The organism is Streptomyces aculeolatus, from assembly GCF_020400605.1.
GTDB lineage: Bacteria > Actinomycetota > Actinomycetes > Streptomycetales > Streptomycetaceae > Streptomyces > Streptomyces aculeolatus.
The window spans coordinates 315,169-337,568 of the sequence record NZ_JAINRD010000005.1 but is presented as its reverse complement, the minus strand read 5'-3'; the positions used below and the strand labels follow the sequence as shown (position 1 = coordinate 337,568).

47 protein-coding genes and 1 tRNA gene are annotated in these 22,400 nt (G+C 70.8%); 5 read left to right on the top strand and 43 right to left on the bottom strand.

Annotation, left to right across the window (positions count from 1 at the left end):
* Positions 1-3 precede the first annotated feature (3 nt).
* The 32 genes from LG396_RS12360 to LG396_RS12205 all read right to left on the bottom strand — a co-directional run bounded on the left by LG396_RS12360 (position 4) and on the right by LG396_RS12205 (position 15,742).
* Entirely contained in the window at positions 4-1,623 is a 1,620-nt protein-coding gene (locus tag LG396_RS12360; protein WP_225794782.1) for a terminase large subunit domain-containing protein, read from the bottom strand.
* Complete coding sequence (locus LG396_RS12355) at positions 1,610-1,792, bottom strand: hypothetical protein (protein ID WP_225794781.1); 183 nt, start codon at positions 1,790-1,792, stop codon at positions 1,610-1,612. The genes LG396_RS12360 and LG396_RS12355 overlap by 14 nt, the downstream gene beginning before the upstream one ends.
* Positions 1,792-2,298 carry a hypothetical protein gene (locus LG396_RS12350; protein WP_225794780.1) on the bottom strand — a complete coding sequence of 169 codons (507 nt, stop codon included), beginning with the start codon at positions 2,296-2,298 and terminating at the stop codon, positions 1,792-1,794. Before LG396_RS12350 ends, LG396_RS12355 begins: the two co-directional genes overlap by 1 nt.
* 114 nt (positions 2,299-2,412) lie before the next feature.
* On the bottom strand, positions 2,413-2,769 hold the full coding sequence (locus LG396_RS12345) for a holin (protein ID WP_225794779.1): 357 nt from the start codon (positions 2,767-2,769) through the stop codon (positions 2,413-2,415).
* Positions 2,770-2,773: 4 nt separating this feature from the next.
* Entirely contained in the window at positions 2,774-3,106 is a 333-nt protein-coding gene (locus LG396_RS12340; protein ID WP_225794778.1) for a hypothetical protein, read from the bottom strand.
* 9 nt (positions 3,107-3,115) lie between these two features.
* Positions 3,116-3,295 (bottom strand): hypothetical protein, encoded by a 180-nt coding sequence (locus tag LG396_RS12335; protein WP_225794777.1) that lies wholly within the window; start codon positions 3,293-3,295, stop codon positions 3,116-3,118.
* 212 nt (positions 3,296-3,507) lie between these two features.
* The gene (locus LG396_RS12330) at positions 3,508-3,660 is read right to left on the bottom strand and encodes a hypothetical protein (protein ID WP_225794776.1); all 153 of its coding nucleotides are present in this window, start codon (positions 3,658-3,660) and stop codon (positions 3,508-3,510) included.
* A gap of 13 nt (positions 3,661-3,673) precedes the next feature.
* Entirely contained in the window at positions 3,674-3,901 is a 228-nt protein-coding gene (locus tag LG396_RS12325) for a helix-turn-helix domain-containing protein (RefSeq protein ID WP_225794775.1), read from the bottom strand.
* Between the two features lie 102 nt (positions 3,902-4,003).
* Positions 4,004-4,327, bottom strand: a complete 324-nt coding sequence (locus tag LG396_RS12320; protein ID WP_225794774.1) for a hypothetical protein — start codon at positions 4,325-4,327, stop codon at positions 4,004-4,006.
* Between the two features lie 17 nt (positions 4,328-4,344).
* A complete protein-coding gene (locus tag LG396_RS12315) occupies positions 4,345-5,040 on the bottom strand; it encodes a hypothetical protein (RefSeq protein ID WP_225794773.1) in 696 nt (231 codons plus the stop codon).
* 75 nt (positions 5,041-5,115) lie between these two features.
* A complete protein-coding gene (locus LG396_RS12310) occupies positions 5,116-5,484 on the bottom strand; it encodes a DUF6221 family protein (protein ID WP_225794772.1) in 369 nt (122 codons plus the stop codon).
* An 8-nt stretch (positions 5,485-5,492) separates the two neighbouring features.
* Positions 5,493-5,807 carry a hypothetical protein gene (locus LG396_RS12305; protein WP_225794771.1) on the bottom strand — a complete coding sequence of 105 codons (315 nt, stop codon included), beginning with the start codon at positions 5,805-5,807 and terminating at the stop codon, positions 5,493-5,495.
* A 31-nt stretch (positions 5,808-5,838) separates the two neighbouring features.
* Positions 5,839-6,078: a hypothetical protein gene (locus LG396_RS12300; protein ID WP_225794770.1), complete on the bottom strand. Its 240-nt coding sequence runs from the start codon at positions 6,076-6,078 to the stop codon at positions 5,839-5,841.
* 9 nt (positions 6,079-6,087) lie between these two features.
* Positions 6,088-6,591 carry a hypothetical protein gene (locus LG396_RS12295; RefSeq protein ID WP_225794769.1) on the bottom strand — a complete coding sequence of 168 codons (504 nt, stop codon included), beginning with the start codon at positions 6,589-6,591 and terminating at the stop codon, positions 6,088-6,090.
* Between the two features lie 3 nt (positions 6,592-6,594).
* Positions 6,595-6,801, bottom strand: coding sequence for a hypothetical protein (locus tag LG396_RS12290; protein ID WP_225794768.1), 207 nt, complete (start codon positions 6,799-6,801; stop codon positions 6,595-6,597).
* Between the two features lie 5 nt (positions 6,802-6,806).
* Positions 6,807-7,106, bottom strand: coding sequence for a hypothetical protein (locus LG396_RS12285; protein ID WP_225794767.1), 300 nt, complete (start codon positions 7,104-7,106; stop codon positions 6,807-6,809).
* A 3-nt stretch (positions 7,107-7,109) separates the two neighbouring features.
* A complete protein-coding gene (locus LG396_RS12280; protein WP_225794766.1) occupies positions 7,110-7,550 on the bottom strand; it encodes an NUDIX domain-containing protein in 441 nt (146 codons plus the stop codon).
* A 112-nt stretch (positions 7,551-7,662) separates the two neighbouring features.
* Positions 7,663-7,959 carry a hypothetical protein gene (locus tag LG396_RS12275; protein WP_225794765.1) on the bottom strand — a complete coding sequence of 99 codons (297 nt, stop codon included), beginning with the start codon at positions 7,957-7,959 and terminating at the stop codon, positions 7,663-7,665.
* 12 nt (positions 7,960-7,971) lie between these two features.
* Positions 7,972-8,136 (bottom strand): hypothetical protein, encoded by a 165-nt coding sequence (locus LG396_RS12270; RefSeq protein ID WP_225794764.1) that lies wholly within the window; start codon positions 8,134-8,136, stop codon positions 7,972-7,974.
* A 210-nt stretch (positions 8,137-8,346) separates the two neighbouring features.
* Positions 8,347-8,523 carry a hypothetical protein gene (locus LG396_RS12265; RefSeq protein ID WP_225794763.1) on the bottom strand — a complete coding sequence of 59 codons (177 nt, stop codon included), beginning with the start codon at positions 8,521-8,523 and terminating at the stop codon, positions 8,347-8,349.
* A 36-nt stretch (positions 8,524-8,559) separates the two neighbouring features.
* The gene (locus tag LG396_RS12260; protein ID WP_225794762.1) at positions 8,560-8,745 is read right to left on the bottom strand and encodes a hypothetical protein; all 186 of its coding nucleotides are present in this window, start codon (positions 8,743-8,745) and stop codon (positions 8,560-8,562) included.
* 82 nt (positions 8,746-8,827) lie between these two features.
* Positions 8,828-9,616, bottom strand: a complete 789-nt coding sequence (locus LG396_RS12255) for a GIY-YIG nuclease family protein (protein ID WP_225794855.1) — start codon at positions 9,614-9,616, stop codon at positions 8,828-8,830.
* Positions 9,617-9,811: 195 nt separating this feature from the next.
* Positions 9,812-11,818 (bottom strand): plasmid transfer protein TraB, encoded by a 2,007-nt coding sequence (gene traB, locus LG396_RS12250; protein WP_225794761.1) that lies wholly within the window; start codon positions 11,816-11,818, stop codon positions 9,812-9,814.
* Positions 11,819-11,855: 37 nt separating this feature from the next.
* On the bottom strand, positions 11,856-12,005 hold the full coding sequence (locus tag LG396_RS12245) for a hypothetical protein (protein WP_225794760.1): 150 nt from the start codon (positions 12,003-12,005) through the stop codon (positions 11,856-11,858).
* On the bottom strand, positions 12,005-12,547 hold the full coding sequence (gene traA, locus LG396_RS12240) for a plasmid transfer protein TraA (protein ID WP_225794759.1): 543 nt from the start codon (positions 12,545-12,547) through the stop codon (positions 12,005-12,007). Before traA ends, LG396_RS12245 begins: the two co-directional genes overlap by 1 nt.
* A 20-nt stretch (positions 12,548-12,567) precedes the next feature.
* Entirely contained in the window at positions 12,568-13,527 is a 960-nt protein-coding gene (locus LG396_RS12235) for a hypothetical protein (protein WP_225794758.1), read from the bottom strand.
* A complete protein-coding gene (locus LG396_RS12230) occupies positions 13,524-13,703 on the bottom strand; it encodes a hypothetical protein (protein ID WP_225794757.1) in 180 nt (59 codons plus the stop codon). Before LG396_RS12230 ends, LG396_RS12235 begins: the two co-directional genes overlap by 4 nt.
* Complete coding sequence (locus LG396_RS12225) at positions 13,703-13,924, bottom strand: hypothetical protein (protein WP_225794756.1); 222 nt, start codon at positions 13,922-13,924, stop codon at positions 13,703-13,705. Before LG396_RS12225 ends, LG396_RS12230 begins: the two co-directional genes overlap by 1 nt.
* Position 13,925: 1 nt before the next feature.
* Positions 13,926-14,354 carry a plasmid transfer protein KilB gene (gene kilB, locus LG396_RS12220; protein ID WP_225794755.1) on the bottom strand — a complete coding sequence of 143 codons (429 nt, stop codon included), beginning with the start codon at positions 14,352-14,354 and terminating at the stop codon, positions 13,926-13,928.
* Positions 14,354-14,626, bottom strand: coding sequence for a hypothetical protein (locus LG396_RS12215; RefSeq protein ID WP_225794754.1), 273 nt, complete (start codon positions 14,624-14,626; stop codon positions 14,354-14,356). The genes kilB and LG396_RS12215 overlap by 1 nt, the downstream gene beginning before the upstream one ends.
* Positions 14,626-14,871 carry a helix-turn-helix domain-containing protein gene (locus tag LG396_RS12210; protein WP_225794753.1) on the bottom strand — a complete coding sequence of 82 codons (246 nt, stop codon included), beginning with the start codon at positions 14,869-14,871 and terminating at the stop codon, positions 14,626-14,628. Before LG396_RS12210 ends, LG396_RS12215 begins: the two co-directional genes overlap by 1 nt.
* A gap of 115 nt (positions 14,872-14,986) precedes the next feature.
* Positions 14,987-15,742, bottom strand: a complete 756-nt coding sequence (locus LG396_RS12205; RefSeq protein ID WP_225794854.1) for a GntR family transcriptional regulator — start codon at positions 15,740-15,742, stop codon at positions 14,987-14,989.
* A 125-nt stretch (positions 15,743-15,867) separates the two neighbouring features.
* Here LG396_RS12205 and LG396_RS12200 point away from each other — a divergent pair, with 125 nt between their 5' ends.
* The 5 genes from LG396_RS12200 (at position 15,868) to LG396_RS12180 (ending at position 17,711) form a co-directional block, all read left to right on the top strand.
* Positions 15,868-16,398 (top strand): GIY-YIG nuclease family protein, encoded by a 531-nt coding sequence (locus tag LG396_RS12200; RefSeq protein WP_225794752.1) that lies wholly within the window; start codon positions 15,868-15,870, stop codon positions 16,396-16,398.
* 131 nt (positions 16,399-16,529) lie between these two features.
* Positions 16,530-16,889 carry a hypothetical protein gene (locus LG396_RS12195; protein WP_225794751.1) on the top strand — a complete coding sequence of 120 codons (360 nt, stop codon included), beginning with the start codon at positions 16,530-16,532 and terminating at the stop codon, positions 16,887-16,889.
* Positions 16,886-17,143: a hypothetical protein gene (locus LG396_RS12190; protein WP_225794750.1), complete on the top strand. Its 258-nt coding sequence runs from the start codon at positions 16,886-16,888 to the stop codon at positions 17,141-17,143. Before LG396_RS12195 ends, LG396_RS12190 begins: the two co-directional genes overlap by 4 nt.
* A 179-nt stretch (positions 17,144-17,322) precedes the next feature.
* Positions 17,323-17,499, top strand: a complete 177-nt coding sequence (locus LG396_RS12185; protein ID WP_225794749.1) for a hypothetical protein — start codon at positions 17,323-17,325, stop codon at positions 17,497-17,499.
* Positions 17,496-17,711 carry a hypothetical protein gene (locus LG396_RS12180; protein ID WP_225794748.1) on the top strand — a complete coding sequence of 72 codons (216 nt, stop codon included), beginning with the start codon at positions 17,496-17,498 and terminating at the stop codon, positions 17,709-17,711. The genes LG396_RS12185 and LG396_RS12180 overlap by 4 nt, the downstream gene beginning before the upstream one ends.
* A 41-nt stretch (positions 17,712-17,752) precedes the next feature.
* Here LG396_RS12180 and LG396_RS12175 read toward each other — a convergent pair whose 3' ends face one another.
* The 11 genes from LG396_RS12175 to LG396_RS12125 form a co-directional block, all read right to left on the bottom strand.
* Positions 17,753-17,995, bottom strand: a complete 243-nt coding sequence (locus tag LG396_RS12175; RefSeq protein WP_225794747.1) for a hypothetical protein — start codon at positions 17,993-17,995, stop codon at positions 17,753-17,755.
* A complete protein-coding gene (locus LG396_RS12170) occupies positions 17,992-18,633 on the bottom strand; it encodes a hypothetical protein (RefSeq protein WP_225794746.1) in 642 nt (213 codons plus the stop codon). Before LG396_RS12170 ends, LG396_RS12175 begins: the two co-directional genes overlap by 4 nt.
* On the bottom strand, positions 18,630-18,833 hold the full coding sequence (locus LG396_RS12165; protein WP_225794745.1) for a hypothetical protein: 204 nt from the start codon (positions 18,831-18,833) through the stop codon (positions 18,630-18,632). The genes LG396_RS12170 and LG396_RS12165 overlap by 4 nt, the downstream gene beginning before the upstream one ends.
* 24 nt (positions 18,834-18,857) lie before the next feature.
* Positions 18,858-19,055 (bottom strand): hypothetical protein, encoded by a 198-nt coding sequence (locus LG396_RS12160; RefSeq protein ID WP_225794744.1) that lies wholly within the window; start codon positions 19,053-19,055, stop codon positions 18,858-18,860.
* A complete protein-coding gene (locus tag LG396_RS12155; protein WP_225794743.1) occupies positions 19,052-20,107 on the bottom strand; it encodes a hypothetical protein in 1,056 nt (351 codons plus the stop codon). The genes LG396_RS12160 and LG396_RS12155 overlap by 4 nt, the downstream gene beginning before the upstream one ends.
* Positions 20,104-20,301 (bottom strand): hypothetical protein, encoded by a 198-nt coding sequence (locus LG396_RS12150; RefSeq protein WP_225793790.1) that lies wholly within the window; start codon positions 20,299-20,301, stop codon positions 20,104-20,106. The genes LG396_RS12155 and LG396_RS12150 overlap by 4 nt, the downstream gene beginning before the upstream one ends.
* A 172-nt stretch (positions 20,302-20,473) precedes the next feature.
* Positions 20,474-20,668, bottom strand: a complete 195-nt coding sequence (locus LG396_RS12145; RefSeq protein ID WP_225794742.1) for a hypothetical protein — start codon at positions 20,666-20,668, stop codon at positions 20,474-20,476.
* A 50-nt stretch (positions 20,669-20,718) separates the two neighbouring features.
* Positions 20,719-20,793 (bottom strand) — tRNA-Leu (locus tag LG396_RS12140).
* A 6-nt stretch (positions 20,794-20,799) separates the two neighbouring features.
* Entirely contained in the window at positions 20,800-21,522 is a 723-nt protein-coding gene (locus tag LG396_RS12135) for a hypothetical protein (protein WP_225794741.1), read from the bottom strand.
* Positions 21,519-21,905, bottom strand: coding sequence for a hypothetical protein (locus LG396_RS12130; RefSeq protein ID WP_225794740.1), 387 nt, complete (start codon positions 21,903-21,905; stop codon positions 21,519-21,521). The genes LG396_RS12135 and LG396_RS12130 overlap by 4 nt, the downstream gene beginning before the upstream one ends.
* Positions 21,902-22,372 (bottom strand): hypothetical protein, encoded by a 471-nt coding sequence (locus LG396_RS12125; RefSeq protein WP_225794739.1) that lies wholly within the window; start codon positions 22,370-22,372, stop codon positions 21,902-21,904. The genes LG396_RS12130 and LG396_RS12125 overlap by 4 nt, the downstream gene beginning before the upstream one ends.
* Between the last annotated feature and the right edge of the window lie 28 nt (positions 22,373-22,400).

Here is a 22,400-nt window from a genome sequence, read left to right as displayed (position 1 = left end):
ACCTCACCTCAGCACGATCATCCGGGACTTCTTCCGCGGCCTCGCCAGCCCGGCCGCGACCGCGTCACCGGCGGCTTCGTGGGCAACGATCGAGGGGATCGCCGCGTCGATCTTCTGCGTGGGGCTCGCCTTCGCCAGCACATACCGACCCCCGGGCCGGGCCGCCTTCCGGGCGTTCCGGATGTGCGTCGCGGTGATCTGGCAACCGTCGTGCCGGAACGTCGACTCGGCCTTCCCGATGTCCGTCAGCAGCCGCTCAGCCGCCGCGTGCATCTGCACCGTGCGGTACGTGTACCAGCGGACCACCCGCTTCTCCCCGTACCGCTCAGCCCAGGCGTCGACCTCCGACTCCCAGTACGGCGGGTCCACGTAGAACCTCACCACGTCGAACCGCGCGAACATCTCGTCCACCGCGGCCTCGACCTCCAGCCGCGGCACCTGTCCGCCGAAGTCCGCCGGATTCCAGATTGTCGGCAGGCTGTCCGGGCCGTAGGTGGGGGTGAACTGGTAGCCGTCCAGCGTCTCCAGCCGCAGTGCCGTCCAGTCGTCCACATCGGAGCCGTCGAAGCCGCCCACCACCGGCGTGCCGTCCGGTACCTCGCGGGGCTCGGCCCGGCTGTCCCACAGGTCTCCGTTCGCCCACGACCCGGCGCCGTACACCACCCGGTTGCCGAAGAACCGCTCAGCCTGCTCCGGATCTCGCTCCAACAGCTCGGCGGCCTCAGCCTCGATCGCATCCAGATCAACGTGCGTCGACCCGGCATACACGAACCGGTGGATCCGCCGCCGCTCCGCCTTGTTCCGGTACGACAGACTCGCCGGCGGGGTGCGGTGGAAGCGGAAGATGTCCTGGACCTTCGCCTCGGACGTGCGTTGCGCCACGGACTCCTCGGACGGGTCCCAGCAGTTCGTCGTTTCCATCGTCCGGCCGCCCATACCGGCCGCGCCGCGACGCTGCGTCTCCGCGACCCGGGTCATCTTGTTCCCGACCGTCCACAGGCCCGTTTCGTCCTGCAGCACGAACGTCACCGGGTTACCCAGGCGCGACTGCGCGGACGACGTGACGACGTCGATGCGGCCCTCGTTCGGCAGCCGGATGAACTGCTCGCCGACCCGCATCAACTCACCGAGCCGACCATTGCGGATCATCGACTGCAGAGGGCGGTAGACGTTGTCCGTCTGCTCCTCCGAGAACGCCGTGATCTGGATCAGCGGCGTCGGCCACGGCCGGCCCATCGCCTCGCCGGGCTCGTACTCGTACACCCAGCCGCAGCCGCAGCCCCACGTCCGGCACTCGTACACCTCGCCGCCGCGGGCCCAGCCGTCGAACACCGCCGGCCCCACACCCTCAAGAGCGCAGATCCCCGCCGACCACGGGCCCTTACCCGTCTTCTGCGGGGCGACGCACTGGCTGCGCCGACTGTGGAATGCCGGCGCGAGCTGACCCTGCTTCGCCCTCGGCTTGATCCGGTAATGGTTCGCGGTGCACCACAACTGCCAGTCGTACATCTCGAACGACTCGCCCTTGCGGAACCCGTCCGGGACCACGCAGTGGTGCTCGATCCAGTCGATGCCCACCCACAACGTCGGGAAGTCGACGACGAACCCGTCAGGCGTCTCCACCGGGCACCGCAGCCATGTCGATGTCCGCCGCGAACACGACGGCACGCACGCCGATCTCTTCGCGCAGCAGATGGCTCAGGGCTTGCACAGAATCCGCAGGCACCTCGCCTACGTTGCCGAACACCAGAAGGTCACCGGGCTTGACCAGGAACACCCGCTGCTCGTCCATCAGCCGTCACCACCCGGCACGACCTTCAGCCGCGACCGCGCAGACGCGCGCTTCGCCGCGGGGCGAGCGGACGGGGCCGGCTCCTGCCCGGCGTCGACCCGCCACCGGTTCGCCCGCATCCCAGGCGTCGTCAGCCCCAGACTGTCGGCCATCTGGCGCACCAGCGTGCCGACCGTGACCTTCGACTCCGGCTCCTCAGCCTCGGCGAGGCGCCGCACATACAGCGCGACCTCCACCTCCTGGCCGTATCGCTCCCACATCAACGCCTGCGGCAACCGCCAGAGCCGCTCCCACAGCTCGGCCTCACGCCGCGACTCCTCCGTCAGCGGCCACACCGGCGTTGCGCCAGCACGCCCCTGGGCGGGGAGGATCGTCCACTCGCCCGCGTCCCGCTCACGCTGAAGCGCATTGGGATCAGGGGCCGGGCCCGATCGGGTACGTGCACCACCCTTCGGCATGGTGATCTTCCTTCGGTTGGTCGCCTTGCGCGACACGAGGCCGGTCACGTTGCGTCACCGGCAGTGGATCTCTGAACCCCGCAGACCTCCCAGAACCCTCCCCGGCGGTCTGTGGATCATGCTCGCCGGGGGTGACCCCCCACCCTCCGTAACCGCTCGCGGTCACCGGGCGTTCCACCCGCCGGGCTGATGGGCTGCGGTCTCCGCCGAGTGACACGGCCCGCACAAGCCACGCCCGTGCCTGGGGTCGTTGGGGTCGAGCCCTTGCTCCTCCAGCTCGCGCCGGCTGAGGGGGTGGTGGTCGGCGTGCCGGGACGGGGCCTGCCCGCACACGGTGCACACGGGGTCGCGGTCGAGGACGGCGGCCCGGAAGCGGCGCCGGTGTGCGGTGCCGTAGCCGCGCTGCGTGGAGGTGCCGCGCCTGCGCTCGGCATCGCCCTTGCAGCCCGCGCACTTGCCGCCCTCGGTGTACTCGGGGCAGCCGGGTGTGCTGCACACCCTCAGTCCACGGCGGGCCATGGGCTCACACCCGGATGGCCTGGATGGTGACCTCAGCGTGCTCGGGGTCGATGGCGAGGCTGGGCCCGTAGTCGGTGGGGTCGAACGGCCCGAACAACTGCGTCTCGCCCGCGGGGATGGACTCCACGCGCTCGGGTGCGGTGAGTCCGTCGACTGTGCGCACGGTGTTGAACGTGATGGTGCGCGCCGTGGTGGATGCGTTGGTGTTGGTGACGAGCAGGATGACCCGCCCGTTGTTGGCCACGCTGTTGCCGTTGGCGACGTCGCCTGCGGTGGCTGCGGGGAGCGCTACGCCTGCGCGCGTGGCCTGGGTGACGGTGAGCGCGGTACGGGGCATGGCGGACTCCTACGGGGTAGCGCTGGGGGGCTGGGTCAGCGAGGGAGGGTCCTCGTACCCGTGGACGGTCAACGTGACCGCCCCGTCGACATACTCGGCTTCGGTGATGCGGCCCGATGCGATGACGTTGCCTTCGTCGTCGGTCCCGACGAAGACACTGCCAACGAGGTGCGCAAGCGGGTTCGCCATGGGCGGGCTCCTCAGCGGGTTGCGGGTTCGGGCGTGTGCCCCGCTGTCCGGTCGCTGCGCGCACACCGCGACCGCGTTAACGGCCGCGGGAGGATCTCTTCGGTCCCATCGCCGGACAGCGGGAGAGTGTGGCGGCCCGCCCGTTGCCCGTGACCGGGCGGGCCGCAGGGCCTCTACGCCCCGGGGGAAGTGGAGCGGAGGCGATCAGGGGGTCAGCGGATTCGGCCAGCCCGGCAGCCTTGGACGGCACGCTGGAGTTCAGCACCATCGATCGTGCCGCCGACGTGATACTGCACGGGGAAGGGGCGCGCCTTCCTGCCGTAGCGGGCGCAGATGTAGTCGATGCCGCGGCGGATCATTTCCATGGGGCCTCCAGGCTCAGGCGGCTTGCGTGCCTTCGGGCAGCGGCGGCGCGGGCGGGATGTCGATGACCTCGCGGGTGTCCTCGTCGCGGATCGCGTGCGGCAGCTCGTCGAGGTCGTAGCGGACTCGGCGGCCGGACCGGTGCCGGGTGATGCGACCTTCGGACGCCCACCGCCAGATGGCGCCCACGGACCGGCCGCTGTAGTAGGCGGCCTCGTCGGCTGCCACGAGGATCGGAGGCATGTGCACCTCCCGCCGGAAATGACGAAGGGCCACTCGCGTGAGTGGCCCTTGCGACAGAAGTTCTAGGTTGCCTGGAATGATCCTTCGGTGCAGGTCTGGTTGTCAAGCGACTCCGAGAGCTTCGGCGATCTCCGGGTGGTCCCGCAAGACGTCCATGAGCCCGGCGTTCTCGATCCGGCCGAGCACATGAACATCCTCCTCCTCGGCGTTCAGCCGGGAGTCGCGGCGCATCGACCGCCACACATGGAAGGCGACTTCGTAGTCCCGGTACGGCCCGTAGGCGTAGCGGTGCGGTGCTTCCAGCCGTTCGGCCAGCTCATCCACCGTGTACGGGCGGGCGGAGTCGGTGTGGTCGGGGTCGTATCCCCAAGGCACCGAGCAGCACTGACCGTGGAGGCGGCAGCCGAGCGGCGGGAAGGGGTCCATGCAGCCCATTATCCCGGTCACTTGATGCTGCCGGACCATTCGAGGTCGTCCGCCATCAGGTTGGCCTCGTCGAGCCGGCCGAGGGTCACGACGACGTCCCGGCCGTACTTGGCCGCGAGCGTGTGGTCCGAGGTGCCGTTGGTCGCCACGCCGGGAGCGACGCGGCCCGTGATCTCCTTGGAGCCGTTCTCCCAGTAGTTGCCCTCGGCCGCGCCTCCGTTCGTCGCGCCCTCCACCGACAGGTACAGGTCGTCGAGGGAGAAGGGCTTCTTGGTGCCGTTGTCGAAGGTGAGGTTGATCCGGAACGCGGTGTCGCCGTCCTCCGGCGGGTAGTCGAACTCGCCGAAGTCGCTGAACTCCCGGATCGAGTCGACGGTGACCGCGAGGCCGTCGTCGTAGGTGAACGTCTCGCCGACCGTCAGCGACGTGTCCGCCGCCGGCTTCTCCTCGGCGGGCTCCTCCGCATCGACGTCGAGGCTGCCGGCGAGTTCGTCGCCGAGGACCTCCTTCGCCATGTCCTCCAGCTCGGCGTCGGTGAAGCCTTCACAGGCTGGCGGCTTCTCGTCGCCTGCGGCGTCCGGATCCTTGACGAGGTCCCGGATGGCGTCCTTGCAGGAGCCCTTGGACTGGCTGACGGTCCCGCCGTCGCTGCCGCATGCGGTGAGCGGCAGGGCGAGTGCCGCGACTGCGGCGGCGATGGTGCGGATACGCATGATCCCCCCTGAAATGATGCGAGCGCCCCGGGAGTGTACGGGGCGCTCGACGGCGGGCGGATGGGCCGGACGGCCCTACGGTCGCCACTCCTCGCGGTAGTCCGGGTGGTCGGCGTAAGGCAGGGCGAGGGCACGCAGGGTCTCGCATGGCGGCGCATACAGGCATGTGGTGCAGATGGGGGCTTCCGCCTTCTCGTCATCAGCCTGGTGCAGATCGGCGATCCGCCTCTTGGCGTCGATGTCGGCGAGACCGAACGCCACGTCCCGGTACGGCGTGGCGTCCGCGGTCTCGATATGCAGGTAGCACGAGTCGTACTCGTCGTAGCCCTCGGGCTCCTGGCCGCGGTAGTTGAGGCAGGGCCCGTCGTGGCCGTCGCGGTACCGGATGAGCGCGGCCTCGCCCTCGCCCAGCCGCGCCCGCAGGAACGCCACCAGATCGTCCATGCCGCCCATCATCCTCCGTTGTGGGCGAACGTGACGGTCATCGCGTCGCCTTCGAAGTCCTCCGGCTCGCCGTGCTCGGCCTCGTAGCGGTCGTCGCAGCGCTTGCACAGGCCCTCGCCGACGCCGGAGCCGATGAACAGGTGCTTGCCGCAGAAGTAGCCGCCGCAGCCGTGCTCGTCGCCACCCGGCGTCTCCCCGCACAGGCAGCCCAGCCCGCGGTCGATCTGCTCCGTGCAACCGTCCTCCTCGCAGATGGTCTCGACGCCGTAGCCGGCCTGGATGGTCTCGCCATTGCGGGTGATCTCGTAGTGCATGTAGCCCATTGGTCATTTCTCCTCGCGTCGGTGTCGGCCCTCAAGTCGCAGGGATACCGGCGGCGGCGTCACGGAGCCGGCCGCGCATCCACTCGGGGATCCGCGCGTCGGGTGCGTCCGCGACGAACCGCTGCAGTTGGGCGATGCCGTCCGGTTCGCTCAGGTACATGGTGACGTCGCAGTCGGTGGCCCCCTCGAACGCGTAGGCGGCGGGGAACGCGGTGACGAGCAGGGCGTCGACGTACTCGGCCGGCGTGTAGCCGGGCGGGATCCAGGCCATGCCCCCTCCTTAGCTGCTGCTGGTGGACTTGCCCCACCACCGGTTGTGGTTGGTGACCTCGCGGTGCTCGTGCACGACGGGGCCGGTGTAGTGGTGGTGGTGCTCGGGCTCGGGCCGGGCCCGCTTGGCGAGCCGGGAGAGAGCGGCCACGAGCGCGACGGGCGCCCCGCCGAGGAGCGCCACCACCACCGGGTCGGCGTACCCGGACGCGAACAGCACCAGCGACACGGCGCCGCCGACACCGAGGGAGCCGACACCGGCGGCGAGCATCAGCCCGGACGCGTCGGTCGCGGCCTGGGACATCGGCGGCCGGCCAGGCTGCGCGACCGGCGGCGTCGAGCCAACAGCGGGCAGGGGGGTGTCGTCGCGGAACGAGGTCGGCACCGGCTGGTCGCTCAGCGCCCGTCGGATGATGGCGTCCCCGGCGACCGCGGCTTCCTCCTCGGTCATCGCGGCGGGTACGGGCCGCTGCCCCACCTCGGGGCGCGGCGTCTCGGGCAGCGGCTTGGGCATCGGTCAGTCCCCCCACATCTGGGTCAGAGCGCTGCCACCCTCGCGGGCTGCGTCGGCGACTTCGCGGGCAGCCTGCGCGCTGCTGCGCTTGTACTCGGCGGCCAACGACCAGCCCATGGCAGCGAGATTGTCGGCAATCCCTTCCAGGTCATCCGCGCGTTCGTCGTACTCGGTGGCGATGCGGGCGCAGTCCTCGTCGCTAAATCGCATGGCGGTCAGACTCCCTCGGGCTTGGGCAGGGCGCGGCAGACCTCGGCGTGGGACTGGGCCCACTCGCGGGCGTGCTCGTTGGCCTTCTCCTCGTCGCGCTCCTCCTTGTCGGAGCTCCAGCCGGAGCGGAACCAGTGGCTGAACTCGTTGGAGGCCGGGCAGGCGGAACAGGAGGCGCGGGTCGCGAACGGCTCCGGGTGCTTGTGCACGGTGAGCCGGTGAGTCAGGTCGACGGTCGCCCCGCCGACGGTCAGGTAGCGGGCGATGACGCCCTCCGGCCACGCGGTGGTGGTGGTCTCGAACATCGGTCAGTCCCTCCTGTGAAGCTCGCCGAACTCGCCTTCGGCGGCGGCGATGATGTCGGCGTGGTCGAAGGCAAGGTCCGGCAGCGCGTCCAGCGGCCACCACTCGGCACGGCGCGCGTCATCCCCGGCGACCGCCTCGGTGCCGGCGGGCACGACGGCGAGGTAGGCGACACCGACGTACCGGCCGCGGGGGTCACGGCCGGGGGCGTCCCACACGCCGATCTGGTGCAGGTGCGCGGGGGCGACCTTCACGCCCGTCTCCTCGGCCAGTTCGCGGGCAGCCGCGGCACGGCTGGTCTCTCCGGTGTCGACGTGGCCCCCGGGCAGCGCCCACGCCCCCTTGTGCGGCGGGTGACCGCGCTCGATCAGCAGGACGGCGCCGCTCCGGATGCACACCACGTCGGCGGTGTAGCGGATGGTCTCGGGCTCGGTCTCGGTGGTCATGGTGGTCAACCCCTCCCTGCGCCGCAGGCGCACGTCAGTTCCTGGCTTCCGTTCCAGTCGCCGCAGATGCCGCAGGTCCAGCCCGCGGCCATGGCGATCAGTCGGCGGATCATCAGATCAGCTCCAGGTCGCTGTTGGCCTCGTACAGCAGCCCGTCCACCTTGCGGAGCACGGCCTGCCGGGCGCTGTCCGTGTCCACGTAGGCCAGCGCGCCGAGCGCTTCGGCGGCGTCCTCCAGGTACTCGCGGATGGAGTCCGCGGGGCTCAGCGTGTCCGCGGCGTCGGACAGCAGCCGGGTGAAGCCGGGCAGGGTGAGGCCGCCGTCGACTTCGATGCCGACGGCGCCGGCGATCGGCTCGGCGTACTCGGCGATGAGTCCGTCGATGGTGCGGGTCTTCGTTGCGGTCATGATCAGTCCTCCTCAGGCGTTGTTGTGGTCGTCGGGGTTGACTCCCGGGCGCCGGGCGGCGTCGACCGCCGCCTCCGCCGCGCTCCATGCCTCCGGGGAGTCCTCGCCGTAGTCGTGCACGACCTGGTGCGCGACGCGCAGTGCGTCCACGGCAGCCTGGGTCTCCTTCTTGCCCATGTCGATCTCCTTTCGGTGTCCGGGTCTGTTCCGGCTCCCAGCCCCACCCGGCGGCGCCGGGCAGGACAGGCAGCCGTCAGCCGCGGCGCTCGGTCTTGCCTTTGTCCCGGTCCTGGCCGGTCCGCATCTCCTCGTCGGCCCCGGAGTAGCTGGACAGTCCGTCGCTCGTTCCCATGTCGATCTCCTCTCTGTTGGTTCGGCCGGTCTGCCCTAGCCGCGACGCCACCGCGGCAGGTCCTTCTCGGTCTCGATCACCCGGTTGTTCGCGTCCAGGAACTCGTCGGTCTCCTCGCGGTCCCTGCGCGACACCTCGTCCAGGTGCTCGCGGGCCTCGCGGTGCGCGGCGCGCGCCTCCGGGGTGCCGATGATCCGATCCATGAATCCCATCTCGATCTCCTCCCGTCGTGCCGGACAGGTGCCCGGTCAGCCGCAGCGGTCGCGGGGGTCGCGGTAGCGGTCCGGCAGGTGCGGGTTCTCTTCGGCGTCGGCAACCCGCCGGTTCGCCTCGTACCAGCGCGGTGTCTGATCGGTCTCGTCGTACAGGCCTGCGAGGGCCTCCTCGGCGGCCTTCAGTTCACGCACGGCGGCGTGGCGGGCACGGATGCTCACGGTGGTCTCCTCTCGTGTGGGTGCCAGCCGGCGCTGACAACTCCCCTTGCCGCCGGTGCGGGACCGGCGGCGCGGGCAGCCGTCAGCCGCGGTCGGCCTCCTCGGCGCCTTCGCCTGGCAGAGAAACGATCAGGTAGTCGCCGGGCTCGTCGCCCGGCGCGAGGGCTCCCTCGGCGGCGAGCTGCTTGAGTTCTCCCGACACCCACGCGCGGGACCGCGAGAGGGCACCCAGGACGGGCTTGAAGTGCCGAGGGCCGATCAGCTCCTCCCCGGAGTCCCGGTGCGCCCGGATGTGGTCGAGGAGGCGCTGACGGGCGACGCCGGGCGGAAGCCTGTCCTCCCCCTCCACGTCCACATCCATGGCCACCAGCTCGCCCTTGAGGGCGGACTGCTGCTTCTCGCGGATGAACGTCAGCAGCTCCTGCGTAGTCCTGAACCACTCCGTGCGGTCCACGCGCGCCTGCTGGAACCTGGCGTGCAGTGCCGACTCCAGCTCGCTCCCTCCTTGCAGGAGGAGGAGCACGTTCGTCTTCCGGAGGGTGAGCGTGGCGAGTCTGTTCGGCAGCCGCGTGGTGTGACCGATCTTGACTCGATTGCCGTTCTGGATGAAGTACACGACGGAGGCGTGGGCCCGCGGCAGTTGCGCCGGGACGACGACCGGCAGGGCTTCGGCGGTGACGCCTTCGGGTCGTATCTGCGCCGCGCGGGCGCTGCTCCACAGTTCGGCCAGCGCACCGGGCACGACCTGAAGGGCCACCTCGATCTGGTGCGCCCTGCAGAGCGGGATCGGGGCGGCGATGGCGGCCGACGCGGGGCACTGACCGTCTTCGGTTCGGGCGAAGCACCAGGCGGTATCGAACGAGGCAAGCACGCTCAACGCCTCCTTTCATTATGGTGAGGTTTGTTGTGGTTTGTGACGACTGGAAGGCCAGGCGGTCCCGGCGGGGGTGCCAGAGGGGGGTGTCAGGCGCTCTCGCGCGCGCGTTGACCTAGGTGGGCGGGGCTGCCAGACCGGCTGACATTCGCCGCTGACATGCCAGCCGGTGCTGGTGCATGTTGGTGCAGGTCAGGCGGATGCCAGCTCCGGGTAGAGCAGCCGGTACACGCCGGCCTCCTCGGTCTCCTCCAGGTGGATGGAGTCGTCGGCGAGGTCGGTCAGCTTCTCCGAGATCCACGACCGGGAGCGGCCGATCCGCGAGTCCTTCCCGTAGGGCTTGAAGTCCTTCGGGCCGACGTGCTCCAACCCGTTCGCGCGGAACTCGTCGAGCATCGCCAACAGTTCGGCCATCGCCTCGTCGGGAGTGCGCTCCCGTGCCTGCGACGGCTCGGCGAACTGCCACACCTGACCCGCCGGGATCGGCGGGATCTCCCGGTCCGGGTCGATGCCCTGCAGGTCGGCGTCGTCGCCGTCGTCGTCGCCGAGGCGGGCAGCGATGTCCCGCTCGACTTGCCGCTCCAGCAGCGTCTCTTCGTCGGCCGCGCGCTGCTCGTCGTGCTGTTCCTTGGTCATCGTGACCCCTTCGGTCTGCTGCGGCGCGTCGTCGGGCAGGTAGATCGTGCGGTTGGCATACGCCTCACCTGCGGCGACAGCGGTTACGGCGTCGGCCTCGCTGCGCGGAAGCTGGGCCAGCGCGACGGCCATCACCTCGGGCTTCGTCCGGTAGGTGCGCAGCGGCATGGGGTAGCGCTCCTCGTCCACGCCGGGTGCGACGAGGTAGGCGTAGCCGGGCTTGCGGTTCTCCCACGCCTCCGGGCGGGCGCCGGCGTCACGCACGTCCTCCGGCAGCGCCATGTCGGCGGTCTCGCTCTTCTTGACGCCGAAGCAGAGCACTGCGCCGAGCTGTTCGCGCACGTCAGTGGGCATCGAGGTGGACGAAGGGCGCTGCAGGCTGATCTCCACGCTGAGGCCGGCGGAGCGGGCCTCCATGACCAGGGCCTCCATCTCCGTGCCGTTGCGGAAGAACCGGCCAGCCTCCTCGATCCACACGATGCCGTACTTCATGCCCAACTGCTCGAACGCCTCCGGGGTCCAGTTCTTGAACCCGGCGCGACCGAGGGCATCGGCGCGGGCGGTGATGACCTGCTGCAGGGCGTCGATCATCGCCTCGCCACCCGCCTCTGACATCTCCACCCAGTCCAGCCACGGCAGGAACGGGCCGAAGGACTGCTGCCCCTTGGAGGGGTCGGCGGCCCAGATGAACACGTCCCGCTTGGACAGCACCTCAAGGTGAGCCACGGACAGGCCCTCGGTCTTTCCGGAGCCGGTCATGCCCGGCACCAGGAGGTGGGTGGCGTTCCTGTTGGTGCCCGGGTCGGCGGGGAACCAGAGCACCGCGGCCTGTCCGTCTTCGTAAACCCCGATGTGGATCGGGTCGGTGATCGACCCGCCGGGGTTGGAGAACCCCGGCCAGGGGGTGGGCTCCTTCAGCATGTCCTCGGGCACGACGACCATCGTGAGGCGGTCGGCGCGCTCCGGGTCGGTGACGAAGCGGATCGAGTTGGGCGATACCTGCAGCTCAGAGGCGATGTTCTTGACGCGGCCGGTCAGGTCGTCGGGGGTGACATGACCCGAGTCGAGCTGCAGGTCGGCGGTGACCTTGTTGGGCTCCACAGTTGGCTCGCCCCTGAGTTTGGCCTTCGCCTTCCCGAGGCTCTTGACCAGCACGCCGGTCTCCCCTGCCTGCTGCTCGCCCTGCTGCTTGTCGGGGTTGACCCGCAGCGTCTTACGGACGTTCCACGAGGCGGCGAGCGCCGCCCCGCCGATCGCCAGCCACGAGAGCTGCGTCGAGCCGAGCGGGTCGGAGTAGGTCGCGGCGGTGAAGTAGCCGGTCGCGCAGGCGGTAGTGGCGGTGGCGTGGATGCGCCGCGGCTCGCTGGTGTCCTTCCCCGCCCACCAGGTGGCCGCGGTCAGCGCGCCGGAGGCGAGGGTGATGCCGACGGCGGCGAGGGGCGAGCCGCCCCACGCCTGGTTCGCCGCGAACGTCGCCGGCACCTGGCCGACGAGCGCGATCCACGGGCGGGCGTGCGGGCTTTTCACGCCCTTCCACGCATCGTTCTTGAGGGTGTCAGCCACGATGTCAGCTCCAGTGTCGGTGCAGGTCAGAGGGGTGTCAGCCGCGAACCTGCGCGGCGACGAGGATGTAGGCGAAGAACAGCCCGGCGGCGATCATCAGGCCGTCGTGGATCAGGACGTAGAACTCCAGCCGGAGCCACACCGCGAACAGCAGCGCGGCCCCGGCAGCGATCAACAGGTCCGGCATCAGAACCAGCCGAACTTCTGCGGCCGCTTCTGCTGCGTGCGCGCCTTGCCGATCTTCATCAGCTCGGCCTCGTACTCGCGCTCGAACGCGGCGTACAGCGCCGAGCCGTACTTTGCGATCAGCTTCTCGGCCTGCGCGATCCGCTTCAGATGCCGGCTCACACGACGGGCGCGGGCCCGCGAACCGGACATCGACCCGTACCCGTCCGGGATGTTCCGCAGCCGGGCCTCCAGCATCTCCGCGTCCAGCGCCCGCTCGACCGCCCGCTTCCGCGCAGCCTTGCGCACATACTCGGAGAACGCCCGGATGTCCTCGTTCGACATGAAGTCGCCGCCCGGGGAGCCCTGCTGTCCGTCCTTAGTGACGGCAGGCGCAGGCGCACCGCCCTGGATCTTGGTGATGTTGATCGTGGGGTTCAGCGACGTGTTGAACCCGCCGCCGTTCTTGATCTTCGGCGCGGGGGCGCTCGGGCGGCCACGTCCGTTCGGCGTCGGGCGGCCGTTCGGCGCAGGTGCCGACGGGCGCGGGATCGGGGTAGCCATCAGACTCCTTCAGGTTGGGGTTACGCGGATTGGCGGTAGGTCTCACGAGCCGCCTTCAGGCGGCGGGCGGCGGTCGCTTCGGAGTTGCTGGCGACGATCGCCTGAGCGTCTGAGAGCTTCACCGCGTCGGCGTCGCCGCGCTTTCGCATGAGAGCGACGAGGTCGTCGATCTCGCGCTCACGGTCGCCTATGGCCGACACCGTCGGCTTGCTCTCGCGTGCACGGCGCCGGGGCTTCGGCTTGCTCTCGCGCGGCGGGGGCGGGGGCGCGCTCTCACCGCTCGCACCGGGGCTCTCAGCGGGCGCACTCTCACGCGGACTCTCATCCACGCGCGGTGCCTCACTCGCACTCTCATCCACGGAGGGCGCGGGACTCTCAACGGGAGCACTCGCACTCGGCGCCGGGGCACTCTCGCGCGGTCGGCCGATGCGGTGGATGCGCCACATCACGACCGGCGCGATAGCGGCCACGCCGACGATGAGCCACCACTCCGGGCGGTCCTTCGCGGCCATGCCGAACTCGGTCCGGTCCGCGAGGTGGTAGATCGCGTTCGCGGCGATCATCAGCAGCAGGGCGGGCAGAACGTCGCGGTGCCGGCGGAACGTCTGCACGACGTACACGTCGATCGCGACCGGCAGCAGCCACGCCAGCGACCCGGGCCAGCCCGCGAGCTTCGCGAGCGCGTACTCGCCGGAGGCGGTCAGGCCGATCGTCGCGGCCAGCGCCAGGCGCAGCGACCACGTGTCGAACCGCTCCGCGCGGTCCGGCTTCACCGCGGTAGCGGGCTCCGGCTTCGGCGGGCGGCGCTCCTCACGCTGCTTCCGAATCCCGTCAAGCTGCGCCTCCAATTCCTTGATGCGCCGGGCGTGGTGGTCGATCGCGGCCTGCTGCGCCGGGTCCGGCTCGGCCTGGAGCGGCAGCAGCGGGCGGAAGCCCTCGAACGACCCGACGGGCGTGCCGTTCGTCGGCGGGGTGGTCACAGTCCTTCCTCTCGGTCGTGGGCGTCCAGAAGGCGCCCGAGGGTGGTGTGCAGTGCGCTGTACGCCTCGGCGAGCGCGTCGAGGTCGTTGACGTCGGTCACCCGGTAGTGGTCGAGCACCTCTCGGGCCGTGACGCGCGCGGCGGCCAGCGGCGGCATGCCGTCCGGGCCGGCCATCACGCGCACCTCCCGCGCGGCCGGCCCAGCGACGAGGCGGCCAGCCACAGCAGCGTCGCCGCGAGCGCGACCCCGAGGAGCACGGCGCCCGGCTCGGTCGTCAGGAGGAAGTGCAACGTCGCGAGGGCTGCGTTGGCCGCGGCCCCGAACGCCTGCGGGGCGGCGAGGAACAGGGCGATGGTCAGCAGTTCGGCGAGGACGACAGCCGGTCGGGTACGCATCTCAAGCCACCGCCTTCGCGGCGGCGAGCCTCAGCGCGGTGTGCGCCTTGCGGGCCCGCTCCCCGGCCGCGTCGATCTCGTCCTCCGGGGCGTCCCCGAGGGCGAACGCCGCGTCGATAGCCTCCTGAGCGGCGGCCAGCAGCGCGGAGTCCCGGGTGGCCATGTACACCGCGTCCATGGCGGATGTGACAGATGAGCGCGCGGCGTAACGCTTCTCGCGCGCGCCCTCGACGTCCCGCAGGCCATCCCGGCGCGCGGCGATCTTCAGCCACTGGTGCTCACGGTGGCCGACGATGGCGGCGAGCAGGGCCTTCACGGCATCCGCGAGGGCCTGGCGGCGCTGCTGGCGGGTCGTCGTCACGTACTGCAGCGCAGTCGTGCCGAACGCGCCGGCCAGGGCGCCGACCACGGCGATGATCGTCGTACCCATTAGGCCGCCACCTCTCGCGCCGAGCCGACGACCGCGCGAACCTCGTTCATCAACCGCGGCTGGTCGGGGTGGCGCTGGTCCTCCTCGACCGCGATCAGCTCGATGTCGAGGACCCGACCCCAGTTGCCCTCGGCGACCGCGGCGCGCAGCTCTGCGAGGACCGCGGCGCGGGTCTGCGGGGACAGCGGGGCGGGGGTGCGGACGTAGCTCGCCGCGGCGTGGGCGGCGACGTCGGCCGCCGACTTGGGGGTGGGGGTGGTCAGCACGGTCATCACGCAGCCTCCGTCGGAGTCGGGACACGGAGGGCACGGGCGCGGCAGAGGGCCTTATACGCCTCGAACTCGTCGTGCTCCACGCGGTAGGTGCCGCCGATGAGCAATGCGACGAGCGCGCCTTCGGCGATCTCGGCGTAGATCGTCTTGGGCGAGACCCCCAGCTTCCGGGCGATCTCCCCGACCCTGTAGGGCGTCTGACGCCCCGTCGTTTCTTTCGTCCGTCCCTCTTCCATGTGCTCCATAGTGAGTGCTATACCGGTATCCGTCAAGCTCTACCCGTACAGCGTCGGGTAGTTGGGTACAACAAAGGCGGGACCCCGCGGTGCATGCGGGATCCCGCCGAAGGGAAGGGGGTGTTCAGTGCACTGGCAGCCGGTACGTCAGCCGGTGACGGTCCGCCTTGAGGGCCGCAACATGCACCTCAACGGGCCGCCCCTCGGCGGCGGACAGTGTGCGCACCATCCGAACGACCCTGTCCTCCACGCTCAGGTTCAGTCGGTTCCGCTCGTCCTGCGTGGCCAGCGGAAAGGTCAGCTCCTCCGTGCAGTCGACCGGGGCATACCCCGCCTCGGTCAGCACCTTGATGGAGCCGCCGCTCACGAGCCGCTGCTGCGCCAGCGGCGTACCGGATGCCACCTCGACCGGGTAGTACGAGTCGACCACCTCGACGGGCTCACCATCCGCGAACATCACACGCGGCCGAACGAGCACCGGCGCCTCCGGCTCCAGGCCGAAGATCGTGGCGATCTCCTCTGGCGCCGGCACCTCGCCGACGCGACCAAGTTCCTGCCATCCGTCGATGCCGAGTTCGGCGCACTGCTGCTTCCAGGTCAGCCACTTCCCGTCAGGGCCAGGCGCGACATACGAAGCAGAGCGCTGGAGGATTTGGCGCTCCTTGAGCACCTTGGAGCGGCGCCCCTGGGCACTGTCGATCAGCCCCTCACGCTTGAGCATCTTCAGCGCTTCTTGCACCGTCACGACGGTCACCCTGTGCTGCTCCCGCAGCTCGGTGACGGTAGGCAACTCGCTGCCCGCAGGGTAGGTGCCGTCTCTGATGCCGTCGCGCAGCGTGTTGGCGAGCTGCACGTACTTCAGCTCTTCACCCCGAACCATGATCACTCCGTTCTCCGGTATACCCGTACACCAGTCCAAGGCTACGCGCCAGCCCGCAGAAACCGGAAGTGATCAGCCGCGGGACCACCACAGATCATCCACAAGTCCTAGGACCGAGAGAGGCCATGACCGGACCGGAACGCACCGCCCTGTACCGCCTGTACGACGCGAAGAACAGGCTTCTCTATGTGGGGATCACCACGGACCCCAAGCAGCGCTGGAAGCAGCACGCATATTTCAATGGCGACACCTGGTGGCCTTCCGTGGCCAGTCAAACGGTGGAGTGGTTCTCGGACCGCAACGCTGCCGAACGCGCGGAAACCCGGGCGATTGAGGGCGAGCGGCCACTGAACAACCGGTCGAAAGTCCCCGCGGGGCGGCCCGTCGCCAAGTGGGTGAAGCCTGACGTTGAAGTCGAGGACGACCGCGGCACTCCGCTCTACTTGCGAGTGGCCAAGGCGATCAAGGTCGACATCCAGACCGGCCTGTACCCGGCGGGGAGCCGGTTCCTTTCCGGACGCGCCGTCGCCAGACGGTACGGGCTGAGTATGCCCACCGTGTACAAGGTTCTACGGTCCCTGGCCGACGACGGACTGCTGGAGAAGCTGGCCGGGTGCAGTGGCTACCGCGTTCGCGATCTCACCGAGGACCGGTGACCCCGTGCCTACACCCACTCGGCAACAGCTCAGCAACAGCGGAACCCTTCGCCACCCGCCCTCGCTGCGGCAGACTGTCTCGGGGTTACCTCCCGCCCCGTTCTGTACGGACCGTATCCAGGAGTCTCACTGTGAGTGCACAGCCTTTCGAGTCGTCGGACGACCCAGTGATTGCTATGCCAGCGGTGTCGGAGGCGGCGTTGCGGGCGGCGGTTCAGCGGCTGGATCCGGTGGCTGCGGTGGACTTCGAGCGGGAGTTCCACACGGCGTGGGAGCAGGCGTTGCAGGCGGACAGCACGGTTCCGATGCACGCCTTCCTCCGGAAGTGGGCGGTGCACGTTGCGTTGCATCGGTATCCGGCGCGGTCGGCGCGGCTGCGGGAATTGGAGCGTGTCGTGGGTTCGGCCGAGTCGGAGAAGGAGGCGCGGGAGGCCGCGGCGGAGATCGGCGACTTGCTGGCTGCCGCGTCGGCGGAGGTTCTTGCCGCGTGAGCGATTGGCGCTGGGAGTACCTGTCGGGCGCCGAGCACACGGTGGGCGGTCTGCCGGATGGGCAGCGCGCCGAGGTTGAGGTGATCGCCCGGCGTCTCGCGGACGCGGCGGAGGTGAAGTACCTGAGTGATCCGCCGGCTGCTGAGGCGGGGCGGGCTCCGGTGCAGACGTTCGCCGAGGGCCGCTGGATGGTCTGGTTCCAGGAGTACCGGGTGCGGCAGGTCGTCTACGTCCTGTCTGTCCAGCGACTATGACCTAAATGCACGTCTTTGACGAGTTATGCAACTATCCGTGCAGGTAGAAGGCTTGTGTCCCTACAGTGGGGGCGCACAGCAGAGGCCGAGCGCTCGTAAGAACACCCGGCCCCTGAAGCGATCAAAGCGGGCGGCCACCCGCTGATCAGAAACTCCACTCCGCGAAGAGAGGTAGCTCCATGACCACCTTACTCCCGACGCCCGACACCCTCGCCGCGATCGTCGCGCAGCCACCGCCGCCCCTGTCCCTCGCGGACCGCTTGGCGGATCTGGCGACGGTCCGGCGCCTGTTCCCCGCCTTGTCGCCGGAGTGTGACGAGTTGGAGGCGCTGCTGCGCCGGGGGGTGGTCGCGTGAGCACGCCGACGGTCCTGACGGATCCGGAGGACGCGCCGGAGGTTCGTCTGCTGATGGCTCGTGGGCAGGTGTTCGCGGCGGCGCTGGAGGTCGCGGACGAGGGTCTGCGGGACTGGCTCGGGTGCCTGGACGGTATCGCGCGGCGGGTCGCCTCGGGCCGCGGCCTGGAGGTTCTGGTGGAGCGGGTGAAGGAGGAGCAGGCCGGCACGTAGCGGACACGACGAAGCCCCCGACCGGTTGGTCGGGGGCTTCGTCACGCCGACGCCCGGGTGTACCCGATGGCCCGCACCTCCAGCGCGTCAGCCTCAAGGTCGATCGCCGCAGCAGCGGTGCGGAGGTCGCAGTCGGGGTCGTCGGCGAGGTTGCGGTGGCTCTCGGCGATGGCCCGCAGGAGTGCGACGGCAGCGTCGACCCGCATGATGGGCTGGCCGTCGACTGCGGTGACGATGGGGATGCTGTCAGATGCGTGCCGCACCGGCGCGTCGTCGTCGGTCACGCCGCGCTCCTCGGCGCCGGGTCGAGGTGGCGGAGCGCCGCGAAGCCGTGGTGCTCGCCGCAGTCGCCGCACTTCTTGCCCGGCGTGGAGAGGGTGATCCGCAGCACCGCCCCGCAGGTGCAGACGACGCCGATGCGGCGCTCCGGCTTCTCCCCGGTGACGAGGCGTCGAGCCTGGCCGGCGGTCTTCCTGATCTCGTCCGCGAACTCCCGGACGGCGGGGTGGTCGTCGCAGATGGCGTTGAGGTTGTTGCGGAGCAGTCCCGTGTACGCGTCCACCGCGGCCTCGATGCTGCCGTACTCGGGGAGTTCCCAACCTTCGCGCTCGCACAGGTCGCGGGCCCAGGTGCCCACCATCCCTTCGATGCCGCCGCGGGCCCGGAGGTCGAGGACGTCGATGTTGGCCGGGATGGGCGCGCTGCGGGTTGCCATGCGGCCGTCGCCGCCCCGCCGGCCGGGAGGCAGGATGGCCTCGAGGGCGCGATACAGGGCCGGGAGGGCGGCCAGGTTCTCGTCGACCTTCCGCTGGCAGCCGGGGTGTATCCGCCAGCGGGACGGGCGGTCGCAGAGCATGCAGGGCCAGGATTCCATCGCGTCCGTGTCGTGCATCGTCGTGCTCCGTTCGGTGGTGCGGGTCATGGGCGGTCGTCCAGCGCGCGGCGGGCGGCTGCGACCTGCCGGCGGGCTTCCTCGGGGTGCACGCCGGATTGCACGGCCAGGTGGATGAGCGCGGCGTCGAGCAGCGGGTCGAGCCGGCGGTCGCGATCCGGGGCGGCGGACTGCGCGGCGTGCCAGTCGTGTTCAAGCTGGTCGAGGAACCGAAGCGGATCGGCGGCCATGGTTGTGCTCCTTGTGCGGGCGGTTCAGGGGCGGCGGGCGAGCCGCTCGGCGAGGCGGAGGTGGTAGGCGTCAGGGGCGGCGCTGACCGCGGCACGTGACGTGGCCTGGGCGGCGCGCGGCTCGTCGTCGGGCGCTGGCCCGCAGCGCATGGCGTCGGGGCTGACGCTGCCGTCGCCGAGGGCGGCGTCGATCTGGTCGAGGATGGCGTCGGTGCTGGTCACGGGGTGGGCTCCTTCGGGACGTCGTTGGTGTCGTAGCCGAGCCGTTTCCGCAGGTCGGCGGCGAGCGCGCGGTACAACCGCCGGTCGTCGGCACTGGCGGTGGATTCGGCCATCTGGTCGAGGTTCTGCACGTACTCGTGGACGCGGGTCACGGTGGCCTCCGCGCTCTCGTAGAGGCCGCCGAGGGTGCGGGCGGTGGTCTCCGCCTCCTCCCGCTTCCGCACCTCGGCGGCGAGGTCGGCGCGCAGCCGGCGCTCGGTGTCGGCGTGGAGGTCGGGGACGCGGGCGAGTTCGGCCTGTACGACCGGCAGCACGGCGTCGGCAGCGTCCCGGCAGCCGCCACCGCAGCGGACCGGGTCGCCGACCTCGCACACCGACGTGGCGTGGACGGCCTCGGCGATCGTGTCGCGCAGCGCGCCGGCGGGCGGGGCGTGCTTCTCGGGCGCGTTGCACCGTCCGAAGAAGTTGTGGGCAGGGTCGGAGCATTCCGACTGGTCGGGGGCGGGCTGCGCCGGGGTGTGGGGTGTGGCTCCTTCGGCGCGGTCGCACCACCGCAGGTCGAGGCCGTCCATGAGGCCGTGGTGCCAGCCGCCGGGGGTGATCGTGGTGCCGTCCTCGTTGAAGGTGGGCTCGTTGTCCTCGTCGTAGTGGTTGGCGGGGAGGGTGCAGTTGATGGTGGGGCCGTTGCCCCATGGCCGGGTGTTCGTGGCGGTGCAGGGGGCGGCGGGAGGGTCGACGCCCTCAGCGCCCGCGTGAGCGCCTATCTCACCCCCCGGGCGCTGCTCCACGCCCGAGAGGGGGTGTTCGGCGCTCTCGCGGGCGCCTGGCATGGTTCCCGGGGCATCGGGGCGTGGGGCGGCTGCGGCACTCTGCGGTGACTGCCGCAGAACCGGCCGCTCGGTGATGGCGGCGAGGCCCGGCACGTAGGTGTCGAACACCACGAAGCCGTCAGGTCTGGCGCCGCAGTCGCGCCGCTCCAGCAGATCGAGGCGGGCGTACAGGGCGTCCAACTCGTCGTCGGTGATCGTGCTCGCGGTCGGGCGGTCGGTCACGGCCTGACCCCCGGGGTGGCGAACTGCTCCGACACCGCGCGCAGCAGCGGCTCCCACCGGCCCCGCTGTAGCGCCGCGCCCTCGCACGACAGGTACGGGGCGTGGACGGTCCGGCAGGTGGCGCACAGCGGGAGGGGCGGGTCGATGTGCCGGACGGTGATCTCTACGGTCGACCAGTCGATCGGGGTGGTCATGGGCGGGCCTTTCGTCGGTTGCGGATGGTGTGTGGGGTGGGGAGTCCGAGGCGTTCCCAGGTGTTGACAGCTTCGGCGGCGGCGTGGACGGGGAGCCAGAGGATTTCGGTGGGCTGGCGCCACCAGGGGCGGGGCGGCGGCCACGCACCTAGCGGCAGCGGGCGGCGGGGCATCAGCGGGCAGCCTCGGAGGTCAGTCGGCAGCACCGGGGGCAGGTGATCGGCGCGTCGTCAGGCTGCGGCCGGTCCTCGCCGGGCAGCAGGCGGCTGCCGCACACGGTTCGGGCGCCTTCGCCCGGGCGGACGGCGTGCACGACGCGGCCACCGCGGAACATCACGCGGGTCGGGGGCGGGCTTGACTCGGGCATCAGCGGGTCTCCTGTCGGTTGCAGCGGCGGTCGGTGGCGGGAACGTTGGGCACCCGGAGCGGGATTCGAACCCGCACTTGATCCACTTTTAAGGTGGGCGCGTCTACCGGTTGCGCGACCCGGGCCGGGGTTCATGCGGCGGCCCGAGCCTGGGAGCGGGCGGCCTCGCAGGAGCGGCAGATCCGCTCCGCCTTGCCGCCCCTACGGCGCCGCACGCGCACGTTGTCGCCGTCCAGCAGGTGGCCGGCGCTGCACCGTTCACGCGGCGCATGCGTGCCGCGGCGCTTGTCGTGCCCGCGCCGCGCCGGCGGGCTGTCGGGTGCGTACCAGGCCGCGGCGATTCGCCGGCGCCCCTCCGCGACCCGGGACGCGAGCCGCTTGTACGGCCAGCCCAGGGCCTCGGCCGCCGCCGCGTAGTCGTCGTGCGCGGCGAGCGCCGCCACAGCGTCGAGCTGCGTGGGTGTGAGTACGGCGAGGGCCTGCTGCACGGCGATCGCATCCGTGACGCGGTCGACAGCGCCTTCGTCGGCCGGCGTCCACCAGTAGCGCCAGTACCGCGGCGACGACCCGGCGCCCTCGTACACGTGGCCGTCGCGGTAGCCGCGGGCGTGGAGCACGGCCCGCAACTCGGCGTGGATGGCTTTCCATCCGGCCTGCACCAGTTCGGCGCGGGCCGGCGGCTCGGTAGCGCCGACGATGGTTTCGGCGATCGCCGACCAGGCAAGCCCGTAGCGGGTCGCGGCATCGACACCAGCACCGCGCGCGGCGGCGACCGAGGTGCGGGCGAGCCGGTCGACGTCGGCGAGGCTGTAGCCGTGGCCGACGGTCCACGCGGACGGGCGGGTGGGGATCACGACACCTCCCCAGCGGGCAGGGGCATGTCGGCGACCGGCCGGGGGGCCGGCTTCGGAGGCGGCGACCACGGGTACGGCTGCTCGTGCCCGGCGTCGACCCGCGGACAGCCCGGTGTGGTGCACCAGTGGACGCCGGCGAACGTCACGCCGCCCCACGCGGTCAGAGACATCACCGCCAGCACCTCGGCGAACGCCGCGAACGACTCGCCGCACCGGCCGCCTCCGAACATCAAGTCGTCGGCGTAGTCCAGCCCGCGGGAAGCGAGGGCCCTGTCGAGGAGCTGCCGCATCGTGTCCTCAGGCAGGCCGCGGAGCTTCTGCTGGAGGAGCGGGACGGTGAGCTGCAGGGAGTCCAGCAGCAGCGGATTCGGGTGGGTACTCACGCGGTCTCGCCCTGGTCGGCCGCCGGCCGCGCCTTCGGCTTCCACCCCCGCACGCCGTGCCGCAGCCACACGCCGTCGAAGGACTGCCAGATGTCCACGCCCGCCGGCCGCAGCACGAACACCCAGTCGTGCAGCCACACAACGTCCTCCGTCTCGTCGGTGAGCGTCAGCGGGGTCTCGGCCCGGTCGCCGTGGCAGTAGCAGCGGAAGTTGCGGTCGCCGACCGGCGGCATCGGGTTGATCCACCCGGTGTCGACCGCCGGGTCCGGTCCGAGCTGCGACCAGCCGGCGGGGTGCTCGTCGATCAGGAAGCGGCCCATCGCGTCGAGGTCGCCGGCGAACGGCCCGGCGTACAGGGCGTGCAGCAGAGGCACGCGGAACGCGGGGTGGCCGCCGTTGTGGACGTAGCGGCCTTCGAAGCCGCTCGCGCCGCGGGGGCGGGCGATGATCGAGGGGTGGTTCGGCATGGCGGGGTGCTCCTTCGGTTAGGTGATC